At 39.2% G+C, this 25,077-nt stretch carries 15 protein-coding genes; 6 read left to right on the forward strand and 9 right to left on the reverse strand.

Annotated features, from left to right (window positions below; all coding sequences use genetic code 11):
* Positions 1 to 360 precede the first annotated feature (360 nt).
* Positions 361 to 1,986: an L-glutamate gamma-semialdehyde dehydrogenase gene (gene pruA / locus WD048_04685; protein ID MEX0811492.1), complete on the reverse strand. Its 1,626-nt coding sequence runs from the start codon at positions 1,984 to 1,986 to the stop codon at positions 361 to 363.
* Between the two features lie 178 nt (positions 1,987 to 2,164).
* On the opposite strand from pruA, the gene WD048_04690 reads away from it, so the two are divergent.
* The 6 genes from WD048_04690 to WD048_04715 all read left to right on the forward strand — a co-directional run bounded on the left by WD048_04690 (position 2,165) and on the right by WD048_04715 (position 16,929).
* Complete coding sequence (locus WD048_04690) at positions 2,165 to 4,666, forward strand: DNA translocase FtsK (GenBank protein MEX0811493.1); 2,502 nt, start codon at positions 2,165 to 2,167, stop codon at positions 4,664 to 4,666.
* A gap of 12 nt (positions 4,667 to 4,678) precedes the next feature.
* Complete coding sequence (locus WD048_04695) at positions 4,679 to 5,350, forward strand: outer membrane lipoprotein carrier protein LolA (protein ID MEX0811494.1); 672 nt, start codon at positions 4,679 to 4,681, stop codon at positions 5,348 to 5,350.
* A 308-nt stretch (positions 5,351 to 5,658) separates the two neighbouring features.
* A complete protein-coding gene (gene lpdA / locus WD048_04700; GenBank protein ID MEX0811495.1) occupies positions 5,659 to 7,047 on the forward strand; it encodes a dihydrolipoyl dehydrogenase in 1,389 nt (462 codons plus the stop codon).
* Between the two features lie 12 nt (positions 7,048 to 7,059).
* Positions 7,060 to 8,583, forward strand: coding sequence for a hypothetical protein (locus WD048_04705; GenBank protein ID MEX0811496.1), 1,524 nt, complete (start codon positions 7,060 to 7,062; stop codon positions 8,581 to 8,583).
* Between the two features lie 160 nt (positions 8,584 to 8,743).
* Complete coding sequence (locus tag WD048_04710; protein MEX0811497.1) at positions 8,744 to 9,649, forward strand: glycerophosphodiester phosphodiesterase; 906 nt, start codon at positions 8,744 to 8,746, stop codon at positions 9,647 to 9,649.
* Positions 9,650 to 9,828: 179 nt separating this feature from the next.
* A complete protein-coding gene (locus WD048_04715) occupies positions 9,829 to 16,929 on the forward strand; it encodes a right-handed parallel beta-helix repeat-containing protein (protein MEX0811498.1) in 7,101 nt (2,366 codons plus the stop codon).
* Between the two features lie 117 nt (positions 16,930 to 17,046).
* On the opposite strand, the gene WD048_04720 is transcribed toward WD048_04715, so the two are convergent.
* The 8 genes from WD048_04720 to WD048_04755 all read right to left on the reverse strand — a co-directional run bounded on the left by WD048_04720 (position 17,047) and on the right by WD048_04755 (position 25,020).
* Complete coding sequence (locus WD048_04720) at positions 17,047 to 18,222, reverse strand: glycosyltransferase family 2 protein (protein ID MEX0811499.1); 1,176 nt, start codon at positions 18,220 to 18,222, stop codon at positions 17,047 to 17,049.
* 124 nt (positions 18,223 to 18,346) lie between these two features.
* On the reverse strand, positions 18,347 to 18,913 hold the full coding sequence (locus WD048_04725; protein MEX0811500.1) for an NUDIX hydrolase: 567 nt from the start codon (positions 18,911 to 18,913) through the stop codon (positions 18,347 to 18,349).
* Entirely contained in the window at positions 18,906 to 19,589 is a 684-nt protein-coding gene (locus tag WD048_04730) for an NAD-dependent deacylase (GenBank protein ID MEX0811501.1), read from the reverse strand. Before WD048_04730 ends, WD048_04725 begins: the two co-directional genes overlap by 8 nt.
* Complete coding sequence (locus tag WD048_04735; GenBank protein MEX0811502.1) at positions 19,589 to 20,146, reverse strand: hypothetical protein; 558 nt, start codon at positions 20,144 to 20,146, stop codon at positions 19,589 to 19,591. Before WD048_04735 ends, WD048_04730 begins: the two co-directional genes overlap by 1 nt.
* A 190-nt stretch (positions 20,147 to 20,336) precedes the next feature.
* Positions 20,337 to 21,854, reverse strand: coding sequence for an NAD(P)H-hydrate dehydratase (locus WD048_04740; GenBank protein ID MEX0811503.1), 1,518 nt, complete (start codon positions 21,852 to 21,854; stop codon positions 20,337 to 20,339).
* A gap of 19 nt (positions 21,855 to 21,873) precedes the next feature.
* Positions 21,874 to 24,111 carry a TonB-dependent receptor gene (locus WD048_04745; GenBank protein ID MEX0811504.1) on the reverse strand — a complete coding sequence of 746 codons (2,238 nt, stop codon included), beginning with the start codon at positions 24,109 to 24,111 and terminating at the stop codon, positions 21,874 to 21,876.
* A gap of 11 nt (positions 24,112 to 24,122) precedes the next feature.
* Positions 24,123 to 24,473 (reverse strand): heavy-metal-associated domain-containing protein, encoded by a 351-nt coding sequence (locus tag WD048_04750; protein ID MEX0811505.1) that lies wholly within the window; start codon positions 24,471 to 24,473, stop codon positions 24,123 to 24,125.
* A gap of 103 nt (positions 24,474 to 24,576) precedes the next feature.
* Positions 24,577 to 25,020, reverse strand: coding sequence for a hypothetical protein (locus WD048_04755; protein MEX0811506.1), 444 nt, complete (start codon positions 25,018 to 25,020; stop codon positions 24,577 to 24,579).
* Between the last annotated feature and the right edge of the window lie 57 nt (positions 25,021 to 25,077).

The following is a 25,077-nucleotide window of genomic DNA, read 5'->3' on the forward strand; positions in this document are numbered from 1 at the left end:
TAGGTAATTTCATAAAAAATATTTCAATAAATTATTTGACGATGCCCCCCGTGTTATTTATTTAAATTAAATAAAAAACTATAACTACTAACAGTATTGTGTTCTAACATTTTCAATAAAATTCTGAGAAGGATAAGCCCTTTGTTTATAAGTTGCTGATTTTTATTTATCAAATTTTCAATTCCTTAATGAGGGTTAGACAACTAAAGAAGTTGAAAATATACAATATGATGGCTTGAGTAATAAAGAAAAAAGACCCGCTAACGGAATTCATTTTCCGGTAGCGGGCAATCTGTTTAAAGCTATTGGTTGATTGGCTTTAATAGTTTTAAGCTCAAATAAAAAGGTGGCAACTGATAACTATGATTCACTCATAAAAGGATACCTGTAATCGGTAGCAGGTACGAATGTTTCCTTAATGGAACGTGCAGAAACCCATCTCAATAAATTTAAGAGTGAGCCTGCTTTGTCGTTTGTTCCTGATGCTCGTGCCCCTCCGAAAGGCTGTTGCCCCACAACTGCTCCGGTTGGTTTGTCATTGATGTAAAAATTGCCGGCTGCTTGCTTTAATCTTTCTGTAGCTTGTTCGATGGCCACACGATCCTGTGCCAAAATAGCCCCGGTAAGTGCATAGGGCGAAGTGGAATCAACAAGGTCCAATACTGTTTCAAAATCTTCTTCATAAACATATATGGTAAGTACAGGCCCGAAAATCTCTTCTTGCATAGTGGTGTATTTGGGATCATTTGCGACAATCACTGTAGGTTCAATGAAGTAGCCTCTGCTTTTGTCATAATTCCCGCCAGCAATGATTTCCTGTCCGTCTTCTTTTGCCTGGTCGATATAGCCTGCAATCTTATCGAATGATTTTTCATCGATTACTGCATTTATAAAATTGCCCAGATCTTCGGTAGTGCCCATCTTAAAAGTTTTCAAATCCTCGAGCAAGTATTCTTTTACTTCAGGCCATATTGATTTTGGGATATAGGCTCTTGAAGCAGCAGAACATTTTTGTCCCTGAAACTCAAAAGCTCCGCGCGACAGGGCGGTACTCACTACTTTGGGTTGAGCTGAATGGTGCGCGACTACAAAATCCTTTCCCCCGGTTTCGCCTACAATACGAGGGTAACTTTTGTACTTGTAAATATTTTCGCCAATGGTTTTCCACATCCACTGGAAAGTTTTGGTGGAGCCCGTGAAATGCACGCCTGCAAAACCGGGGTGATCCAAAGCGTATTCTCCAGTAACCGGGCCATCTGTATAAATCAGGTTGATCACGCCATCCGGTAAACCGGCCTCACGCAAGACTTCCATAATAACCCATGCGGAATAAATCTGAGTGTCGGAAGGTTTCCATACCACTGTATTGCCCATCAAAGCAGGAGCCGTGGGCAAGTTGCCTGAAATTGCAGTGAAATTAAAAGGAGTGATGGCCAGTATAAACCCTTCTAATGGTCTGTATTCAGTTCTGTTCCAAACTCCTTCAGAGGATTCGGGCTGTTCATTGTAAATGTCTGTCATGTACTGAACATTAAAGCGCAAAAAGTCAATCAATTCGCAGGCAGAATCAATTTCTGCCTGGAATACATTTTTAGACTGGCAAAGCATAGTAGCTGCATTGATTTTGTAGCGGTATTTGTCTGCCAGGAGATCGGCAGCTTTCAGAAATATAGAAGCGCGTTGTTCCCAGCTCATGTTTTCCCATTTGCTTTTTGCGGCAAGTGCAGCTTCAATAGCCGCTTTCACATGCTGTTCATCCCCTTTGTGGTAATGCCCCAGCACATGTTCTTTTTCGTGGGGTGGATGCATGGATACTTTATTATCGGTTCGTACTTCCTTGCCATTGATAAACATGGGAATATCCCTTACTTCCGATTTGGCCGCAAGCAATGCAGCATTTATAGCTTTTCTTTCAGGACTTCCCGGAGCATAGGATTTTACGGGTTCATTCACTGCTATTGGTACTTCAAAATTTCCTTTTATCATTTTATCATTTTTTAGTGACTTGTAAAATATACACAAATCTAAAAGATTCGGAAAACTTCAATCCCTTTATTCAACATCTTTCTCTAAATTGCCGAATAAACCTATATCGATAGGTGTTCGATATGCAATTTCAAAATTCAGGTTTTGTACCTTTGTCTTGATTAATCACATCAATTTAATGGCTGAAACAAAAAGAAAATCACGTAAGAAAACCAACAGTAACTCTGCATCAGGCAAAAATAAGACTGTCACAAAAAGTAATAAATTTGGTTTTTTAAAGGATGAAAGAACCCCGAAAATTCTGGGTTTGTTTATGCTATTTGTCTCCATATTGCTGACCCTTTCTTTTATATCTTACCTGGGTTCAATGTCGAGTGATTTTTCAGAAGTACACAACAAGCCATTTGATTATTTATTCAATTATGAAGGGACAAAAGAAGCTTCTAATCTAGCGGGTAGGCTTGGTGCTGTAATTGCACATCATGTATTTTATTATGGCTTCGGCCTGGCTTCTTTCCTCTTTCTTCCTCTTGCATTTGTGTTGAGTATTAAATTACTGTTCAAAAGTAGTGCAATACCCCTGGGGAAAATTTTTCGCCACTCATTTGTGTTTCTTATCTGGATATCGCTGGTATTGGGTTTCGCATTGCAATCAGCTGATTTTCCCTATGGTGGAGCTTTTGGCAAATATTTGACAAATAGCCTGACTACTATTATCGGAAGCGTTGGTTTAGTACTTATTGTTTTGTTTTCGGCTATAACTTACATCATTGTTGTTTTTAACCCGAGCTTTTCTTTCCACAACAGGATTATGGATCGTGTGAAAGAGAGCAAAAAGGCTTTCCGTTTTACAGATGATGACAGTGAAGTAAAAGAATGGCAGGAAAAAATCAAGGAAGAAAACAAAGCAGCTGAACCTGAGCTGTCAAGAGAAAAAGATTATTCTGAAGCAGCGAATAATAATTCTGAAGATAAAAATACTGCTTCAGAAAGTATTGAGTTTGAAGTACCCAAAAGTGAGTCGAAGAAAAAAAACAAGGATGAACCTAATCTCGACCTGGAGATCAATACTCCACAGGATGGAGAAGACACTGAAGCACAAAGCTATGACGAGCAGCAAGATTTAGAAATAGAGGCTGCGCGTGAAGAAAAATTCATGGCTGAAAATGCCCCCGAATTTGACCCTAGACTTGATCTTTCTGATTATAAGTTTCCCGGTCTTGATCTCTTGAATAAATACGGGGACAATGAAATAGAACTGGATAAAGAGGAGTTGGAAAAAAACAAGGAGCAAATCCTTGAAACCCTTAGCAATTACAATATCAGTATTTCAAGTATAAAAGCTACGGTTGGCCCTACGGTTACACTTTATGAAATTGTACCGGCAGCCGGAGTCCGCATTTCCAAGATCAAAAATCTGGAAGACGACATTGCACTTTCGCTTGCAGCACTGGGCATCCGTATTATCGCGCCAATACCCGGAAAAGGAACCATTGGTATTGAAGTGCCAAACGTGAAAAAGGAAATTGTTTCCATGCACGATTTGATCGCATCTGAAAAATTCCAAAAATCAAAATTTGAACTGCCCATTGTGTTGGGGAAAACCATTTCCAATGAAATTTTTATAGCAGATCTGGCAAAAATGCCGCATATGCTTATGGCCGGTGCTACCGGACAGGGTAAATCTGTTGGCTTAAATGCAATTTTGGTATCGCTGCTTTATCGCAAACATCCGGCAGAATTGAAATTTGTATTGATCGATCCTAAAAAGGTGGAGCTTACACTTTTCAAAAATATTGAGAAACATTATCTCGCGAAATTGCCCGGTGAGGAAGAATCAATTATAACAGATACCAAAAAAGTGATTGCTACATTGAATGCACTTTGTATTGAAATGGACAATCGCTATGATCTGCTCAAAGAAGCACAGGTAAGAAATATAAAAGAGTACAATGCCAAATTCAAGGCAAGAAGATTGAACCCAGAAAAAGGCCATCAGTTTTTGCCCTATTTCGTTTTGGTAATTGACGAGTTTGCCGACCTGATGATGACAGCCGGTAAAGAGGTGGAAACACCAATAGCCAGATTGGCGCAATTGGCCCGTGCCATTGGTATTCATTTGGTGATTGCCACACAAAGACCATCTGTGAATATTATTACAGGTGTGATCAAAGCCAATTTCCCGGCACGTATTGCCTTTAAGGTTTCCTCTAAAGTGGATTCACGCACCATACTTGATACTGGTGGAGCAGATCAACTGATCGGTAGGGGAGATATGCTTTTGAGTGATAGCGGCAATATGGTGCGCTTGCAGTGTGGCTTTGTGGATACACCAGAAGTGGAAGACATTACAAATTTTATTGGAGAACAAAGAGGATATCCCGAAGTGCATCAATTGCCTGAGTATGATGGAGAGGACAATGAGGGCGTAGTTGGTGGACTTGCACCCGAAGATCGCGATCCGCTTTTTGAGGAAGCAGCACAGGTTATTGTGCAAAATCAACAAGGTTCTACTTCACTGATACAAAGAAGAATGAAATTGGGATACAATCGTGCAGGGCGAATTATGGATCAATTGGAGGCTGCGGGTATTGTTGGCCCCAATGAAGGAAGCAAAGCAAGGGAAGTATTGATTCCCGACATGTATCAATTGGAACAGTTTTTGAGCTCAAACGCGTAAACAATAAAAATTATGACAAAATTATATACTTGCCTTTGGATAACATTAAGTTTGTTTTTTATTGGCGAAAGTACAGTTCAGGGGCAAGATAGAAAGATTGAGAACGACCCCGAAGCAAAAGTTATTCTCGACAAGGTGAGCAAAAAATACCGATCTTTTAAATCACTGAAAGTTGAATTCAAGCTCAGTATGGAATCTGCAGAAGGAGATTTGAATGAAAGTTACAATGGTTCTGCAATAATTAAGGATGAAAAATACCGCCTTGAGACCGATCAGCTTATAGTGATTTGCGACAATGTAAAGCGCTGGACTTATTTGAAGGATTCCAAAGAATTGCAGATCAACTTCTACGAGCCAGACCCGGAAAACATTGAAAGCCCGGCCCAGTTGTTTACAATTTATGAAAAGGATTTTTACTACAGATTATTGGAAGAAAACAATGGAGTGGCCAAAATCGAATTGATTCCACAAGATATTTCTGAAAGCCCATTTGAGCGCATTCATTTGTTTGTAAATACTGCGAAAAGTGAAATTGAAAAGGCACAAATCCGCAATAAAGATAAAGTGGAATTCACCTGGCAAATTGAGACTTTTAATCCAAATCTGGAACTGGACGAAGGGCAGGTTTTTGCCTTTGACAACTCAAAACACGAGGTAGTACACGAGGAGGATTTGACGAAGTAGGTTTTAATTTTGATATGAAACTTGCTTAAGCGGGAAATAAGACACGAGCTAAAAGCTCGCGCCAGCTAAAAGGGAATAGAATCAAAGCTAGAATCAGTAAATGAGTATTGCAGTGGTCACGACTTTTTTAGTCGTCCCACTATCGTTCTAGACCTTCAAGGTTTTTTTGAAACCTTGAAGGTCTCTACAAATCTTTCCAGAAACTGAAATTTGAAATAATGCGCCTTTTTGTGGTAATTTGCTACAGGAGTATTTGCCAGGGGTAAATGCTCGAAACAATTCAATAAACAAACAATCAAATAAAAAAGATGGATTTTGACATCATAGTAGTAGGAAGCGGCCCGGGCGGGTATGTTGCTGCAATTAGGGCTTCGCAGTTGGGAAAGAAAGTAGCAGTGGTAGAAAAAGCAGAGCTGGGCGGAGTTTGCCTCAATTGGGGCTGTATTCCCACCAAGGCATTGCTGAAAAGCGCGCAGGTATTTGATTATATCAATCATGCAGATGATTATGGAATAGAGGTAAAAAGCGCCAAAGCCGATTTTCCGGCAATGGTGAAAAGAAGCCGTGGCAGTGCCAATCAAATGAGCAAAGGCATTCAGTTTTTGATGAAGAAAAACAAGATTGAAGTCTTGGCAGGAACCGGAAAAGTAAAACCCGGCAAAAAAGTGGAAGTAAAATCTGAGGATGGGAAATCAAAAGACTACTCAGCTTCACATATTATTATTGCAACAGGTGCTCACTCAAAAGAATTACCAAACTTAAAACAAGATGGCAAAAAGATCATTGGCTATCGCGAGGCCATGACATTGGAAAAGCAGCCCAAGAAAATGGTAGTGGTTGGTGCAGGGGCTATAGGCGTAGAGTTTGCCTATTTCTACAATAGCATTGGCACGGAAGTAACTATAGTGGAATATTTGCCCAATCTAGTTCCCAATGAGGACGAGGAAGTGTCTAAGGAATTGCAGAAAAATTTCAAGAAAAAAGGCATCAAAATGATGCTGGGCAGTGCAGTAGAGAAAGTAGATACCAAAGGTAAATCCTGTGAGGTGCATGTGAAAAATGACAAAGGCACTGAAAAATTAGAAGCCGATATTGTCTTGTCAGCAGTTGGAATAACCCCGAATATCGAGGACATAGGGCTAGAATCCGTGGGGATAAAAACCGAAAAAGGCATCATTAAAACCGATGAGTTTTACAAAACCAATGTGGATGGCTACTATGCAATAGGCGATGTGGTGAAAGGTCCTGCGCTGGCGCATGTGGCTTCTGCTGAGGGTATAGTGTGCGTGGAAAAAATTGCAGGGGAAAATCCCGAACCGCTGAACTACAATAATTTACCAGCATGTACTTACTGTCAACCAGAAGTAGCATCCGTAGGATATACCGAAAAAGCTGCAAAAGAAGCCGGATACGAGATCAAGGTGGGCAAATTTCCATTTTCCGCCAGTGGTAAAGCAAGCGCGGCCGGTGTGAAAGAAGGATTTGTGAAAGTGATTTTCGATGCTAAATATGGCGAATGGCTTGGCGCACATATGATTGGTGCCAATGTAACGGAAATGATAGCTGAGGCTGTTGTGGCTCGCAAACTCGAAACCACAGGACACGAGATCATCAAATCGGTTCATCCGCACCCTACTATGTCAGAGGCTGTGATGGAAGCAGCCGCAGCGGCTTATGGTGAAGTGATTCATTTGTAGATTCCAACTAAATTGAACAGTAACATAAGTCAAGAAAAAATTGAACTGCTGGGCAAAATTGTTTTGCTTTTAGTGATTTTTTTAATTGTTGCTGTTCGATTAAAGGCCTTTTTTCACGGCAGTTCCTTAATGATAGATGAGGCCAACGTGGCCAGAAACATTGCTGAAAGAGGTTTTTTACAACTTTGGCAAAACTTGGATTATGAGCAATACGCTCCCCCCTTATTTCTCACAATAGTTAAAATTTCTACGCTTATTTTTGGGATGAATGAATATGCCCTCAGGCTTCCTGCTTTGTTGGCTTCATTGCTATGTATTTATCTTATTATTCGGCTTTGCAGACATCCAGGTTTACAACTGAACAATTGGTATATTTCTATTGCTCTTGTCCTTTTTGGCAGTTCCTATATTATGCTAATGCAAAGCAATATGCTGAAGCAATATACCACTGATGCCATGTTGGCTTTGTTTTTTGTTTTAATAGCTATAAACAGCAATTACAAACAGTTTTTTAAAGCTTCAGGGATTTTACTTTGGACAATCATGGGAGTATTAAGCATTTGGTCCTCCATGCCAGTGGTTTTTGTTTTGGCAGCTGTGGGGCTTTATTTTTTCAAACAATCAGTTGATGCCGGTGAGTGGAAAAAATTCATGTTGTATTTCAGTTTTCTCACGGGAGTTTGGGCATTGAATTTCTTCCTGTATTTTTTCTTTTTGCTCAAAAGCGATGCGGAGTCGAGTTATTTGCAAAATTACCACGGGCAGTATTTTTTGGATTATGCCCTATGGCAAAAAGAAGCCTGGATTCAAAATTGGAAAATTATTAAGGGATTGATTAATGCCTATATAGGCAGTTCTGCAATAGCTATTGTTTGGTTTTTAGTGCTATTAGCAGCGGGAAAAATTTATTTAGCTAAAAGCAAGAAAGGGTATTTTTTATTGTTTTTGTTGCCTATTTCATTTGCTGCACTGGCTTCCTTTTTAAATTATTATTCGTTTATTCCCCGCTTATTATTGTTTAGCATGCCCCTGATTTTTGTGGTTTTAGTGTTGGGTTTTCGTTGGTTATGGAATGAAACGCCAATATTTGCAAAAGCATTTTTGCTATTAAGTACGGTGTTTGTTTTAATGAAAATGAATGGCTGGATTTATCTACACCCGGAAAAACATTGTCTGATGGAAGAAACTAGGGAAGTAATGGATGAATTGAAAAATGATATTAGATCAGGTACAGCTGTTTTTGTAAATCATGAAGGCAGCCCGGCAATTACATTTTATGTGCAATATCATGACAACAAAGAAAAATACAGCGTGTTTAAAGATTTTCGCTGGATTTTCTGGAATGAAGACATGGTAGAAGAAGCATCAAATTATTTGAAGAACAGCCCAGAACGCAAGCTTTGCATAATTTGGGGGCATAGTCTTAATCATTTGATAAATAATGATGTTAAAGCCATAAAAGCCAAAGGCTATAGAATGGAAACAGATATTGAAAAATGGAGGGCAAGAGCTACAAAATGGACTTCAGCTCAGTAAACCTGATTGGTCTCTAAACCCTGTTGGGGTTTTTCCTTCTTTGCCTTAACTTTTCCAAAGTTTTTGAACTTTGGAAAAGGTTTGTCCATCTTCAGCCCACTAACCTCACCTACGAATTCACCAAATAAATTTTATCTTCGAGTTAATCAAATTCAAACCTATGCTTAAGCCTGTACTGATCTTTCTGTTATTGAGCCTTACTATTCCTTTAATTTCACTTGCGCAAGAAAGACCTCCTGAAAAATTTGATGTACAGGGACACAGGGGCTGTCGTGGCTTATATCCCGAAAATAGCATTCCCGGGTTTATACATGCTGTTGATCTTGGTGTAACAACCCTTGAAATTGATGTGGTCATCACCAAAGACAATAAGGTAATACTATCGCATGAACCATATATGTCCCCACAAATATGTTTGGACAGGGAAGGAAATGAATTGCCAGAAGACAGCCGCGAAAAGCTCAATATTTATGAAATGAATTACGATGAAATCAGGGAGTACGATTGTGGCAGTAAACCCCACCCGCAATTTTCTGAGCAAAAGAAAGTGAAAGTCCACAAACCACTGCTTTCGGAGGTGATCGATGAAGTTGAGAATTATACAAAAGCGAATAAGCTGGAGCCGGTATTTTATAATATTGAGACCAAAACAACCGAAGAAGGCGATCATATTTATCATCCTGAACCTTCTGAATTTGTCGATTTATTAATAGATGAGTTGAATCATCATGGTATTGAAGACCGGGTGATCATCCAATCTTTTGATCCTCGAACCCTGGAAGTTGTAAAAGTGGATTATCCGAATTACAAAACAGCATTGTTGCTTGGACAAAACCAAAAGCTGGGCGAACAGTTAAAAATACTCGGTTCTATGCCGGATATTCTCAGCCCGCATTATTCTTTGGTAAATCAAGGTTTGATGGCCGAAATGAACAGCCGCAATATACAGGTGGTTCCCTGGACTGTGAATGAGCAGAAAGATATGCTGCAAATGATAGAACATGGCATAAAAGCAATAATTACGGATTATCCTGATAGGTTGCTTAAATTGCTTGAAGAAAATTGATTTGTTTTAATTGTTTAAATTAGTTTTACAATTGTGAACAGGATAACATTTTATTTTATAATATATAAGGTTTGATTTAGCGTGATTTACCATCTACTTACATTAAATTGTAGTTGCTAAATGAACAATGCTGTCATTTTTTTATTAAATTAGAGAACTCCAAACAAAAACCAATAGATATGAAAGCTTTATCGAGTGTGATTACAGTACTCTTACTGTTTGTAATTAGTGGTGCTTTTGCACAGACCGACTATGTTCCTGTAGATGGAACTACCACTACTATAAATGTTCCTAGTAGTGGTTATGAATTTGTTTATGATCACGGAGGGCCTGGCGGTGATTTTTCTGCTTGTGGAGGGGCAGCTGGAACCACTGGTGACTATCTTAATTGTGGGTGTACTACTATAATGACTATCTGCCCTGATAATCCTTCCGGACCAGTGTCTTTGGATTTCTTTGAATTTGATGTGTTTGCATCATTTGATTGGGTGATTATTTACGATAATAATGCAGCAAGTGGTACCGAGCTTTTCAATAATGATATTACAGGTGATCGTTGCATGACAACAACACTATATGAAGCTACAAATGCCTCTGGTTGCCTAACAATAGAGTTCTTTGCTACTACAGGAACAAACTTTGGAGGTTTTGGCGCTGAAATCATACTGCCTCCAAGTGGTGATAATGATGCAGGTGTTGCTTCATTAATAACCCCCCAAACTGGTTGTCCCGGTGATATTGAACCCGTTGAAGTTGAGGTTTCAAATTTTGGAATCAATCGTATTGATTCAGTAGAAGTACAATGGTCATTAAATGGCACGTTCCAAGGTTCTGTTGATGTAACGGATACAATTGGGGTCTCTGAATCCGTGAATGTAGTATTGGGTAATGTTACATTTACAGCGGGTCAATCCATTGACATCGCAGCTTGGACTGTTGAGCCCAACGGAGTAGTTGATACTGTACCAGCCAACGATACTTTAGACTTCTTTATTGGAAGCCCTTCACTGACTGGTACCTATACGGCAGGGGATGCGGGTTCTGATTTTGCCGGATTGCAAGAAGCAATTGATACACTTGCTGCTTATGGTGTTTGTGGTCCTGTTACCATTAATATGAAACCCGGTACTTATACCGGACAATTTGAAGTGCCTGAAATTTTAGGAGCTTCTGCTACCAATACCATTACTGTTCAGTCTGAATTATTGGACAGTTCTACCGTAGTTTTTTCACATCCTTCTTCCACTTCTTCAGCAGACAATCATTTGCTTTTGATGGATGGAGCAGATTACTTTACTTTCCAACATTTGACATTTGAAAGAATGGGCGGTGAAGATTATGCTACCATTTTAGAGCTGACAAATGGTGCTGATTACAATAATTTCTCTAATAATGAATTTAGAGCTTCAAGAAATTATACAACCATTGAGTTTGGTGATTATTCATCTGTTTTTTCAAGCGATGCTTCGGATGATTTGTACAATACTTTTACAAATAACTTTTTCAATGGTAATGGAAATGGATTTTGGTATTATAACACTGCAGGTTTTACAGACAATCAACCTTCATTAATTGTAGAAAACAACAAGATTGAAACTTTCTATGTAGGATTATTCACTCCAAATCATGCCAATTCTAAAATATTGAACAATATAATCAGTAGAACTAGCAATACTTCTACAGAGCTATATTTTGGAATTTCTTTGAGGGATACTGATGGCGATAATGTAGAAGTAGCATACAATCAAGTTTATGCAAAAGAAGGCGGATACGGAATTGCTATTAGGGATTGCGAGGGAACAGCTAACAATCCTATATTGGTTTACAATAATTTTGCCCAGGCTGGAGGAGCTACTGGTAGAGCTTTGCTTGCAGACAGTGATGCAAAGTATGTACATTTCTTGCACAATAATGGTTTAACAAGTGGTACAGATGCTGGAGCAGGCGCATTTTACGCTACTGACGGTGGTACGGAATTCCTTACCTTGTTGAATAACAATTTTGCCAATAGCAATGGAGGAAATGCCGTTTATATCACTACTACAGCCTCTGTCAATGTAATTGATTCTTCTGATTACAACAATGTTTATACAACTGGAGCAGAATTGGCCAATTTAGGAGGAAATGGCTTTCCTACCCTAGGTGATTTACAGGCAGGAACAGGAACGGATGCCAATTCAATTTCTGTAGATCCACTTTATGTTTCTAATAATAACTTATATGCTTTCAATCCAGCTTTGGATGGGGCCGGAGTTGAAATACCATTCATTACGGATGATATTTTTGGAGAGCTAAGAACCTTGCCTGCTGATATAGGTGCTAATAATGTTGATGCGCAGGCCAATGATGTAAGTTTGGCCTCCATTAATAATTCGACAATTTGTGCAGGTTCAGAGGATATTTCTGTGACCATAGTCAATACGGGTACACAGGATTTAACATCGGCTTTGGTAGTGTATAGTGTTGATGGTGCAGTACAAGCTCCATTGAGTTTTGGTGGCACCCTGGCTTCAGGTGAAGATTCAAGTTTTGTAGTAGGCAGCTTCAACTTTACTTCCTCTCCACAACCATATAATATTGTAGCTTGGGTAGCTTCTCCTAATGGACAGCCTGATCCCAATACAGCCAATGACACGGCCTCATTAAGCATATCAACTAGTCTGGACGGTACATATTCTATTGATCCATCAGGTTCTGGAGATTATGTAAGCTTTAATGCCGCAGTTGATGCTTTGAATAATTTTGGCATTTGCGGCCCAGTAACATTCAATGCAGTTCCAGGCTTATATCAGGAAAGCGTTCAATTAAATGAAGTATCAGGTGCCTCTGCTACCAATACCATTACTTTTGACGGTGGAGATTCCACTTTGGTTACACTGGAATATGATGGATCTGGTAATTCAGGCAGTACTTATGCCGTAGTTTACTTGAATGGTGCGGATTATGTAACCTTTAAAAACATGACCGTTCGACATAGCGGAACGGGTACGGACGAATGGGGCTTTATGTTGAGCAATGCAGCCAATTACAATACCATAGAAGCATGTAAAATTGAGGTAGAATTGATCGGAACCACCTTTGATGTTGCTGGGATTGTAGCTTCGGCTGATGAAGGCGATGATTTTTCACAAGGTGACAATGCCAATTACAATACCATTAGGGGCAACTTAATTATAGGTGGTGAAAAGAACATCCACTTGGAAGGAGATGATGGAGGATTGAATGTTGGTAATAAAATCATCAACAACCGATTATTCGGAGCTGATGACCATGCCATAGAAGTAGATGACCAAGATTCTCTGTATGTTGAAGGCAATATTGTAAGAGATTTAAAAGATGCTGGAGCAGATGCCATCTATTTATTTGATGTGAACAACTATACTATTATAGGAAATGATGTGATTTCACCCGATTGGGGAATATATGTAAATGATGGTAACGATGGCTTTACGCCTGCTGCTCCTTCATTGGTGGCCAATAATATGGTTATTAGTACATCGGACTATGCAGTTTATTTACTCGATGTAGAATCCACTGATTATTTCCACAATACCACAATGGGTGATCCCGGCTTGGGATTGAACGATGTGGAAACAGGAATACGTGTGGTAAACAATATTATGGCGAGTTTAACGGGCTTTGCATTGGATTATGCCGATGCAGATCCGCTTGATTCACTGGATTACAATATCTACTATACACCTGCATCCAATACCAATTTTGTAGAAGTAGGGACTGCAAATTTTGTTGACCTGGCAGATTTTCAGGCCAATTTACCCGGTAATTACAATACCAATTCACTGGAAGGTGACCCACTTTTTGTTTCTGCTACAGACTTAAGGGTTATTGGAGGTTTAGCTGATTCTGCGGCCACCCCAATTGGAATTACAGTTGATATCGATGGAAATACAAGAAGTACGGATTTTCCTGATATTGGAGCCTATGAATTTGATGTGCTCAATAGGGATTTATCCGTAACAAATATTCCATTGGAGTCTATTTGTCCAGGAGTTTCGGATGTAAGTGTGGAAATTCTAAACTTAGGTTTTCAAGATATCAATTCCGCTCAAATTTTCTGGACGGTAAATGGAGCCGTTCAAACACCTTTTACTTTTAATGGCGTATTACCAAGTTTTGAAGACAGCACTTTTGTGATTGGAACTTTCAATTTCATGGGAGGTAACCAAACTTATGACATCCAAATTTGGACAGATAATCCAAATGGATCAACTGATCAGGATCCATCTAATGACACACTACTGATGTCGGGAGTTAGAACTGGTTTGGAAGGAACATATACCATTGATACTAGTGGAAATGGCGATTTCCTCAACTTTAATGAGGCTGCGGATGCGCTTAATCAATATGGTGTATGTGGTCCCGTGGTTATTACAGCCGAACCAGGTGTTTATCAGGAAAGCGTCCAATTAACTGAAGTAACAGGAGCATCCGCAACCAATACCATTACTTTTGATGGTGGAGATTCCACATTGGTTACACTGGAATACGATGGTTCTGGTAATTCCGGCAGTACTTATGCCGTAGTTTACTTGAATGGTGCGGATTATGTCACCTTCAAAAACATGACCGTAAGCCATACTGGTGCTGATACGGACGAATGGGGTTTTATGCTGAGCAATGCGGCCAACTACAATACCATTGAAGCATGTAAGATCGAAGTAGAATTGATCGGAACCACCTTTGATGTTGCCGGTATAGTATCTTCTGCAAATGAAGGAGATGATTTTTCACAAGGTGACAATGCCAATTACAATACGTTTAGAGGAAACTTAATTATTGGAGGTGAAAAGAATATCCACTTAGAAGGTGATGATGGAGGATTGAATATCGGCAATAAAATCATTAACAATAGACTATTCGGAGCGGATGACCACGCCATAGAAGTAGATGACCAAGATTCCCTGTATATTGAAGGCAATATTGTGAGAAATTTACAAGATGCTTTTGCAGATGCCATCTACTTATTAGATGTGAACAACTATACAATTATTGGCAATGATGTGATTTCACCTGACTGGGGTATATATATCACAGATGGCAATGATGGCTATACACCGCCTGTTCCATCATTGGTAGCCAACAATATGGTGATCAGCGAAACGGATTATGCCATATACCTGAATGATGTTGAATCCACGGATTTCTTTCACAATACTGTTTTGGGCGATCCCGGCTTGGGATTGAACGATGTGGAAATAGGTGTTCGTGTAGTTAACAATATTATGGCGAGTTTAACGGGCTATGCACTGGATTACTCAGATGCAGATCCGCTTGATTCACTGGATTACAACATCTATTACACACCTGTATCCAATACCAATTTTGTAGAAGTAGGAACTGCAAATTTTGTTGATCTGGCAGATTTTCAGGCCAATTTACCCGGTAATTACAACACCAATTCATTGGAAGGTAATCCAATATTTATATCTACTTCCAATGATCTTCATGTGCTTGGCCCACTGGCAGATTCATCAGCTACACCAATTGGAATTACGGTTGATGTCGATGGCGATACCAGGAATGCGACTTTCCCTGATATCGGTGCCGATGAATTTGATGTAAGGCAAATTGATATCGCATTATTGGAAATTTTGGAGCAACCACAGGATGATTGTGATATTGCTGCTGATTCAATTGTGGTGCGTATAGCTGGTTTTGGTATTCAGCCACAGTCCAATGTGGATGTTTATTATTCTGTTAATGGTGCTGCACCTGTTTTAGGAGGAACCGGTACTGCAAGTGTTGGAATTGCAGAGTATGACACTGTTACATTAAGTGGATTTGATTTTACTATGGATGGTATTTATGATATAGAGATATTTGTATCAGTAGCCAATGATGAAGAGTTGAGCAATGATACTATAAATACCACAGTAGAAAATCTGGCCATTCCTGATTTGATCGTTGACAATGTATCTGCAATCTGTGACAGTGGTACTGCAACTATAGATGTAAGCACTACTGCAATGATGGTGAACTGGTATTTGGAAAATGATACTGCTTCAGCAGTGTATGATACTGGCAGAAGTGTAGTTACGCCTTTCTTAACTGAAAGCGATACTTTGTATGCAGAGTTGATTGACGAGCAAAGTGGTTTTGTAGGGCCTTTGGATAATACAATTGGAACTACAAATACTTCTGCCTTAACAAATCAATACATGATTTTTGATGTATTCCAAACGCTCACTTTAAATTCAGTACTAATTATTGGCGATGGAACAGGGGGTACAATCACTGTAACACTGGAGGACAACAATAGCAATGTATTGCAAACAGCTTCATTGAATATTGTTGATGGACCTAACCGTTATAATTTAGGATTTGTCATTCCACCGGGTACGGGATATCAACTGAGAGTTCAGAACTTTGGAAGTGCAAGTATTTACAGAAATACTACAGGAGCTAATTATCCTTATGAATTGCCCGGATTTTTGACCATTACAGGAAATAGCTTTAGCCCTACATATGTATATTACTTCTACGATTGGGAAATCTTAGTTCCCGGATGTAACTCAGACCTGATTCCTGTACCTGTACCGGTAAATCCAAGTCCGGTTGTTAATCTTGGAGCCGACAGTGAGATTTGCCAGGGCGATGCACTGGTGCTCGATGCCGGAAATGCAGGCGCAGATTATGAATGGTCAGATGGAAGTGACAATCAGACCTTGTCTGTAAGTACTGCAGGAGATTATTCTGTTACTGTTACCGACCCAAGTACATGTTCTGATAGCGATACGGTATCAGTGGCTGTTAATCCACTGCCCTCTGTTAGTATTGGAAATGATACCACGCTTTGTGATACTGCCTGGGTGATATTTGATGCAGGAGCTGGATTTGATGCTTACCGTTGGACTTTAAATGGTGATTTAGTAGGAAACACGCAAATGATTACTGTTGAGTTCCCAGGTACATACACTGTAGAAGTTGAAACTGATCAAGCATGTACAAATACGGCTTCAGCAACAATTACTGTTGAAAATTGTGTAGGTATAGAAGGATTGTTTGCTGAAAATGCAATCAGTATTTATCCTAATCCTAACGATGGTCAATTCAATCTCAGTGTAGATATGGAACAGACTACCAAAGCTTTGTTTACTTTGGTTGATCTCAGTGGCAAAGTGATTTATGAAGAAGAGTTAACGCTGAACCAGGGGAACACTATTCGCAATTATGATTTTGATCTCTTGAGTGCCGGAGTTTATCTGGTTAAACTTACTACTGAAAAAGATCACCATGTACAGCGACTAGTGATCGACTGATAAAGCATCAAAATTTTATTTAAAAGGACAGCAGGTTATTTATATAGCCTGCTGTTTTTTTTGAGAATGGATTATGGAGTTTCACTTTGGTATCATTGCCGCTTGCTGAGAGGTACTTTACTTTTTTCTGTTTGCCTTTTCCCAAACAACGCTTTGTTCCCCCTTCAGCAAACTATAAAGGCCTGCAAAGACAGCAAAATTCATAAAGCAGAAGTAAAAGGGTACAAAAAATACTTTGAATTTCATTTTATTTTGCTCTGCTAACCAGCCTACTATGGCCAACAAATAAAAGAGACATTGTAAAAATAAAAGCACTTGAAAATAGATGGAGCCCGTTAGTGCTAAATGGATATTGACCAGTAACAAGAGCGGAAGGCATAGCGGTGCAATAGTCCAACGCAATACCCTGTGCGAGAAATATTGAAAACTCAACAAACCATAGCGAAAAGGATTGAGTAGCTTCCTGAGCCGATATGCAGCCTGCCAACCACCAGCAGCTATGCGCTTTTTTCTTTTAAATTCTTCACTGATATCATTTGAAGGACCTTCAATAGCATAAGCTTCAGAATCATAAACAACTGAATGACCTTTAGCGGCTATATTAATGGTCATATGAAAATCCTCTACCAATGTATCGTTCTCTACAGCTTCATAAAGTTCAGCTCTAATGGCAAATAATTCTCCGGCAGCGCCAACTACAGTATGAAATAGTGATTCCCATTTTTTAATAAGTGATTCGTATTTCCAGTAAATACCTTCTCCGGCAGCACTTGCCCCCATGCTACTTTCTATTTGAATGCGTTTTTCTCCTGCGACTGCTCCAATTTTGTTCTCTTTAAAATGCCTTAAAAGATTGAAAACAGCATCCCTATTAAGCAGGGTATTGGCATCTGTAAAGACTACAATTTCTGAATTTACAAAAGGCATTACTCTTTGTACTGCCGCAATTTTTCCTTTTCTCTCATTTTTGTGAAAAGCTTTTATCTCTGAAAAACGCTTGATGATTTCCGCTGTGCGATCATTGGAGCCATCACTGACAAAAAAGTATGTAAGCTTATCCTTGGGATAATCTTGCTCAAAACAGTTTTCGATCTTTTGTTGAATAAAATCTTCTTCATTATAGGCTGCCACCAGCAAGCATACATTAGGTAAGCCAGGATCGTTTTTTATATATTGTTTGGGTTGTGATTTCTTCAGGAATTGCCCGGCTTTGGCTAAAACAGCAATGAGCATTCCATAGCCAATATAGGTGTAAAAAAGCAAGCCCAATAAAATCCAAAAAAGTAATTCCACTAATATAGTTTTGCAGAATAAAATTAATTTATTCAGTATTGATACTGATTGAACCCAAATTATGCATTAGAATTTGCCCAGAAGGCAGACGAGCTTGCCTTTTGGCAAATGTCTGGGTTAATCTCTAAAGCGCTCCTCTATCTATCAAAGCCTTTAATTTGAATATTGCAGCAAGAGAAATTCCGTCAGTGATTTCTCCCTGCATTGCTCGTTGGTATAATTCTTCAAAAGGTAATTTAATAATTTTCAAGTCCTCATTATCATCGGGCTGGGCAGGGCCAAAACTTAAATCTCTTGCTACAAATACGATAGCTTCTTCTGATGTGGCACAATTGGAAGTTACCATTTTTAGAAGCTCAGTCCATTGCCCGGCCTTTATACCGGTTTCTTCTAACAATTCTCTTTTTGCAGATTCTACTGGTGAAACTGTTTTATCGCCACCACCTTCTACAATTTCCCAGAAGTAATCATTTAATGGAAAACGGTATTGCCCAACAATCCAGGTGTTGAGCTCTTCATCCAATGGAATAATACCCACCGCAATGGATTTTAAATCCAATACAGAATAGATGGTATCATTTCCACTGGGATCAACTACCTGATATTCTTCTAAATGAATCCAGGGATTGTCGTAAATGGTTTTAGAAGATTTTGCTTTCCATTTTCCCGGGTACTTGGGCAATTTATCCATAGTTCTCAATGATTTTCTGTACAAGTTTTGGTGTGCCTATGGCGGCAGTTTCTTGAATAATTTCAAAATTGCTTATAGCACTTTCAGGAGTTTTTGGATCTATGAGAAATTTAGGAATAGAGGGAGCCGTGTAATTGATTAGTCCAGCTGCCGGATAGACTTGTAGTGATGTGCCGATTACGGCAAAAATATCTGCCTCCTGTGCCTGTTGAGCTGCGGGTTCAATCATGGGGACCATTTCACCAAACCAGACTATATGTGGCCGCAGTTGATGGCCTTTTTTACAGAGATCACCGGGGAGTATGTCTTTTCTACATTCATAAATCAGGTTTTCATCTCCTGAAGAACGCATTTTCAACAATTCACCGTGCAAGTGCAGCACATTTTTTGATCCGGCTCTTTCATGCAGGTCATCAACATTTTGAGTGATAATCTGCACATCAAAATATTTCTCTAAATCTGCCAATGCCTCATGGCCTGGGTTTGGTTGTGCTTCAAGTACTTGTCTTCTTCTTTTATTGTAAAAATCAAGTACCAATTCAGGATTGGCCTTCCAGCCTTCTGGTGAGGCTACTTCCATTATGTCGTGATTTTCCCAAAGGCCACCGGAATCTCTAAAAGTACTGATTCCGGAATCAGCACTCATTCCAGCTCCTGTCAGTATAACAATTTTCATTATCCAGCTCTTTCTTCTTCCAGACCCATATCTTGTTCAAATTCGTAATATTTCACGAATTCAATATCTATACCTCGAAATCCATCGGTGTTTTCAGGGTTCAAAATTATTTCAATTTGCCCGGGAATGCCAATTTGATCCTTAAATTTCCAGGTGTACCAACCCAATTCATCTTTTTCACCTGGGCCAAATCGTTTTGTGAATTCCCTTATAAGCTCATCAAAAACACGCGCTTTCTCTTCTTCATTTTCCAGTGTGTAGTAGGCTATGATCATATCAAGCCTGTTGTCATTATTGAAAAAGTATTCCAGCTCTAATTGTGGTTCGTCTTGCTCATTGAGTTGATAATTATAAAGCAAATAATCCGGATATTCTTCAGTTGGTTCTGATGCTTCAGTTTCAAGCACAGTAGCTTTATTGATATCAAACTCTATACCTCTGAACATCATTTGTTCATTTTTCAGAATAAACTGTGTATGCGGACTGAAATCATTAAAGTCTTTACAGGAACTGAGGAGGATAAGTGCTAAAATAGAAATGCTGATCAATTTGTTCATGAGCCGATTTTTTATAAAAATACAAGATTATTTTTCAAAAACACCCAGTGTGGTTTTTCATAGGGTTTGTTGCAAAATAAGGTCAACAGAATTGAGGTAGTTATTTTGTTCTTTTTCGAGGCGTCAAAAGCTGCGAATAGCCGGGGCTCTTTAAAGTTTTTGCAACAATGAAAAAGAACAAAAGAACAAGTCAAAATGTGGAATTTATTTTGTTACAAGCCCTTAGTGCTTTGTTAAAATATTTGACAATATCAGAGGCAATAAGAAAATTGGGGTGTAATTTTTTAAGTGCCAAATCTCCTGCCATCCCATGCAAATAAACGCCTAAAATAGCAGCTGCTGCAGCGCTGTATTCTTGTGCAAGAAAACCACAAATTAAGCCTGTCAAAACATCTCCACTTCCGCCTGTTGCCATTCCCGGGTTCCCTGTATTGTTCCAATAAATGCTGCCATCGGGCAATGCTATAGCCGTATGTCCACCTTTTAAAACAATGATCAGCTTTAAGGCTTTTGCTTTTTCTTTAAGTAATTCCAATTGTGCCCAGTCATCTTTGCTTTTTCCGAATAAGCGTTCAAATTCTTTGGGATGGGGTGTGAGAATAGTGTTTTCAGGCAGCTTCTGTAATAAATCAGGTTTTTTGGCCAAAATATTCAATGCATCAGCATCCCAAACAGATGGTATTTGAGCATTACTAATTAATTTCTCAATAGCTGATTGTGTTTGTGCATCTTGACCCAATCCAGGGCCAATACCTATTGCATTTACTATTGTAGGAATATCAACAGCACTTACAAGATATTTATGTGCATCAATGCTCAGCATTACTTCTGGAACCGAACTGTGAAGGGCAGTGACAGCAAAAGAAGGAATATGTGCAGTTGTTAGACCGGCACCAGTGCGCAAGCAGGCTTTTGCTGCCAGTATTATAGCCCCAGCTTTTCCATAGGATCCACCAATAAGCAGTGCATGGCCAAAATCTCCTTTGTGATTGAATTTGTATCTTGTTTTTAGAAGCTGCGCTGCATCTGAGAAATCTATCAGATGATAAGTGCAATCTTGTTTTGCAATAAATTCGGGATCTAAACCGATAGAGCGGCTGATCCAATAGCCTACATATGGGAAATGTTGCGCCAGAAAAAAGGACAGTTTAGGTCTTTCAAAACTGAATGTATAATCTGCCATAAAAATGGTGCCGCTGGAGGGGCTGTCTGCTTTTAGCCCAGAAGGAATGTCAATGGCTACACGTATTGAAGCTGCATTGTTAAGGGCTTTTACCAATTTTTCGGGCAATCCTTCGAGAGGACGGTCTAAACCGGAGCCGAAAAGTGCATCTATTGCAATACTGCCGGCATCTATTTTTTCAATGTCTTTTTCTGCGGAAATAAAAGTGATTTTACTTTTTGACAAGTCCTGAAGTCTTTTCAGGTTGCTTTCAAAATCAGGACTTCCTTTTTCTTTTAATTTTAAAACAACTGTTTTTACCGAAAATCCTTTTTTAAGCAAAATACGGGAAACAACCAGTCCATCACCACCATTGTTGCCCTGTCCGCAAAAGACTGAAACACTTGATCGATCATGAAAATTAGAGGTAAACCATTTGCAGAAAACTTTTGATGCCCTTTCCATCAAATCAATGGAGGCAATAGGTTCATTTTTAATGGTGTATTGGTCGGCTTTTCTGACTTGTTCGGTACTTAGAATTTTCATGCTCCCTAATTTACATATTTCAAAGCTTGAAACGAAAACCGAGGTATGTGTTTCTTCCAAATACCGGACCCCAAATCAAAGAACTGTCGAAGAATTCGCTGTTGGGTTCTTCTGCTGCAATAATAGGGTCGGCCTGGCGGTAATTTAAAATATTTTCCATACCGAGATAAAGTTCAAAGCGTTTTTTGAAAACTTTGGTAATCTGTGCATTCATCAGGAAATAGTGTGGAGAGCGATCCGTCCTTTGGTATTTTTCTGAATTTTCCAAAGTAGAAGGAATGCGCTGCGGGCCGTTCCAGGTCACTGTATAGTCAAATTTCCAGGTATTTCCTGTTTCATAGAAAACATTGAATAATGCCCGGTGCTTTGATATTAAAGGCACGTCCAGCAGGCCTCGATTTTTGTAGTTGTTTTTCACGTCAAACCAGCGATAAGCCAATCTGAAATCCAGTTTTCGCCAAATATTCTGATTCAGTTCCACCTGAAAGCTATTGGAAAAAGATTGTCCATCAAGATTGTAGAACACAGCTTCGCGCGGATTTTCTAAATCCAGTATTATCTGGTTGGTGAAATCTGTGCGAAAATATTCCACTACAACACTTCCTTCTTTTCCCCCGGGATGAAAGAATTGTGTAAGGCTGAGGCCATAATTCCAGGAAACTTCAGGCGATAGACCATAAGCGGGATTGTCCTGATCGCTGTCAATTTGTAAAGTTCTGCTACTTGCTAATATTTGCATATTTTCAGCAATAATGCTTGAAGTGCGTTGACCGCGACCACCACCAAACCTGATACTCGTGTTTTCTGATGGATTGTAGCGCAAATGCAGGCGAGGCGTAAGAAATCCTCCATAAATATTATTGTAATCGCCTCTTAACCCTGCCTGAGCTATCCAGGTTTCCCTGTGTTTAAAGGTGTATTCAAAGAAAGCTCCTGGCACTTGTTCCACTCTGAAAAAATCGAGTTCTGCAAGTTCTTCGTCAATCAATTCATACCTGTAGCTTAGACCGGTACTGATTTTGTGAGCAGGAGTAGATACATAAGTGTTAAAGATCAAATTGGTATAGACACTTTGCATATGTGCATTGTATATTCGATTTCCAAAGCTGCTCCTTATATTTTGATGGCTGTAATTGCTTAAGAAACCAATGCTCGTTTCTGGTCGGTTTTGAAAACTATAGCCGCTTTTCATCCAGGCTTCCCAGCGTTCGTTTTCAATATTAATGCCATAGAGCTTATTGTTTTCTACAGGATTAGAAGCAAAAGGAAAATCAAGCTGTCCACTTACTTTTTTACTGCGAATATAATTGACACCGACTTGTCCCTTCCAGCCTTTCAGATTATTGAATTTCCAGCGGTGCATCACATTGGCATTGTATTGCAATGGGGCATCCAGAAAATTGTCATCATTCCTGTCCCAGCGCAGGTATTGCCCGCTGCCATGTAATAATGTTGCTGTAGCTGCTTTAGGGCTTAGCCTTTTGATGTGCCAAAAGTTGAATTCTGATCTTGACATTTCGTTGAAATACAGGTTGACCAGCATTTTTTCAGGATCTTCGGGCTTTTTCACTTCCACATTAAGTTGACCGGTGCTGCCTTCAAACCCCTCGCTCACTGATCCTACTCCTTTGGATAAACTGATAGAGCTGATCCAAGGGCCGGGAAAAGTTTCCAATCCCTGTATGGCTGCAATGCCATTTGTAAAGGGCAATTTTTCCCTTCTGATGAGCATGTATTTGCCTGCCAGCCCAAGCATAATGAGCTTGCGTGTTCCGGTTGCAGCATCCGTTATCACAGCGTCAATTGATGGGTTGGTTTCAAAACTTTCTGCAAGGCTGCAACAGGCACTTTTTTCCAATTCCTTTGAATTGATTTTTTGGGAAAGGATAGGATTGCTTAAAGAATGACTGGTGCTGCTTTTCCTGCCTTCCACATTCACTTCATCCAGCATTTCCTTTTCACTCAATTCAATATTGAGTACTGAGGATTGCCCTGTTACCTTTAGGGTATCAGTATTGTATGAAATATGTGATACGACAAGTAGGGAATCTTTCTGTTTTTTGCGAAGTTTGAAATTTCCGTTTACATCGCTACTGACACCTTCTAAGCTACCCAACCACATTAAGTTGGCAAAAGGAATTACTTCTCCTGATTCGTTAGTTATTTGTCCAGTTAGGTCAATATATTTATTGTTGTGCTGCGCAAATGCAGACATTGTGCACATCATGAGCAGCACGAAAATCTTTTGAATTTTCATAGCTCCTCCTTTTAGTGGCTGTCCATTTCCCTGTATTTACAACAGTTGTGTATTTTGTTGTAAGCAGAATCTGGACTTGTAAAATTTTCTGTATCATGTCCTACAGCTATAATAGCTTTTTCGATCTCTTCCTGAGAGACTTTGTTGCTTTTGTAGGTTACAGTTAGCATTTTACTTTCTATTTGCCAGTCTGCATATTGGATGCCTTTTAGTTTGTAAACAGCATCTTCTATGCGTTTTTCACACATTTCGCAAATGCCATCAACATGAATTTCAATGGTTTTTTTGCCATTGGCATTGTCAGCAAATGCTGAAAAAGAAAACACGAATAGGAATACGAATAAAATATTTGAAAATTTCATAATTATTTGATTTTGTTGTTAAAATAAATGCTTTTTATAAGCAAGTTCATTAGAATAATATATACCCCGTATGCTTTACAGCTCAGGGCAGAACAAAATCAAATCAGTGGTAGAAAATCAAAGAGTGGAAGAAAATTCGGATGTCACTGAAAAGGGGAGGGGGACGGTAAAATCTGGAAGTGAATTCTTGTATTTCATCTGAATGAAATGCATGTTTTACAAACCCTGTATAAAAGATTTTATGAAAATCTATAAAACTTATTGATTGTGAAGATGCGTTTATTGCAGGCAGCTCCATTTTGATTTGAATCAGATCTTCTTCACAGCAATCTTTATTGTCTTTAGCGCAGCAAAATGGAGTGTTTTCAGGATGCTTGTCATTTGTACTCGCAGGACAAAATGCATCGCTTTTTTTACAGTCTTGTTCTGCTGCCCAGGGGCTTTTCACACCTATTAGTTCACCTTTGCAGTAGTGTGCATTTACCGTAATCCCTGTAGAGATCAGGAGATAAAAAAGGCTTAATATGGATATGAGCAGTGTTTTCATTCAAATGTGTGAACAAAGATAAGGTAAATAATAGTTCATTGTCAACATAAATTATTA

This window comes from Chitinophagales bacterium (assembly GCA_040877935.1).
GTDB lineage: Bacteria > Bacteroidota > Bacteroidia > Chitinophagales > CAIOSU01 > JBBDNB01.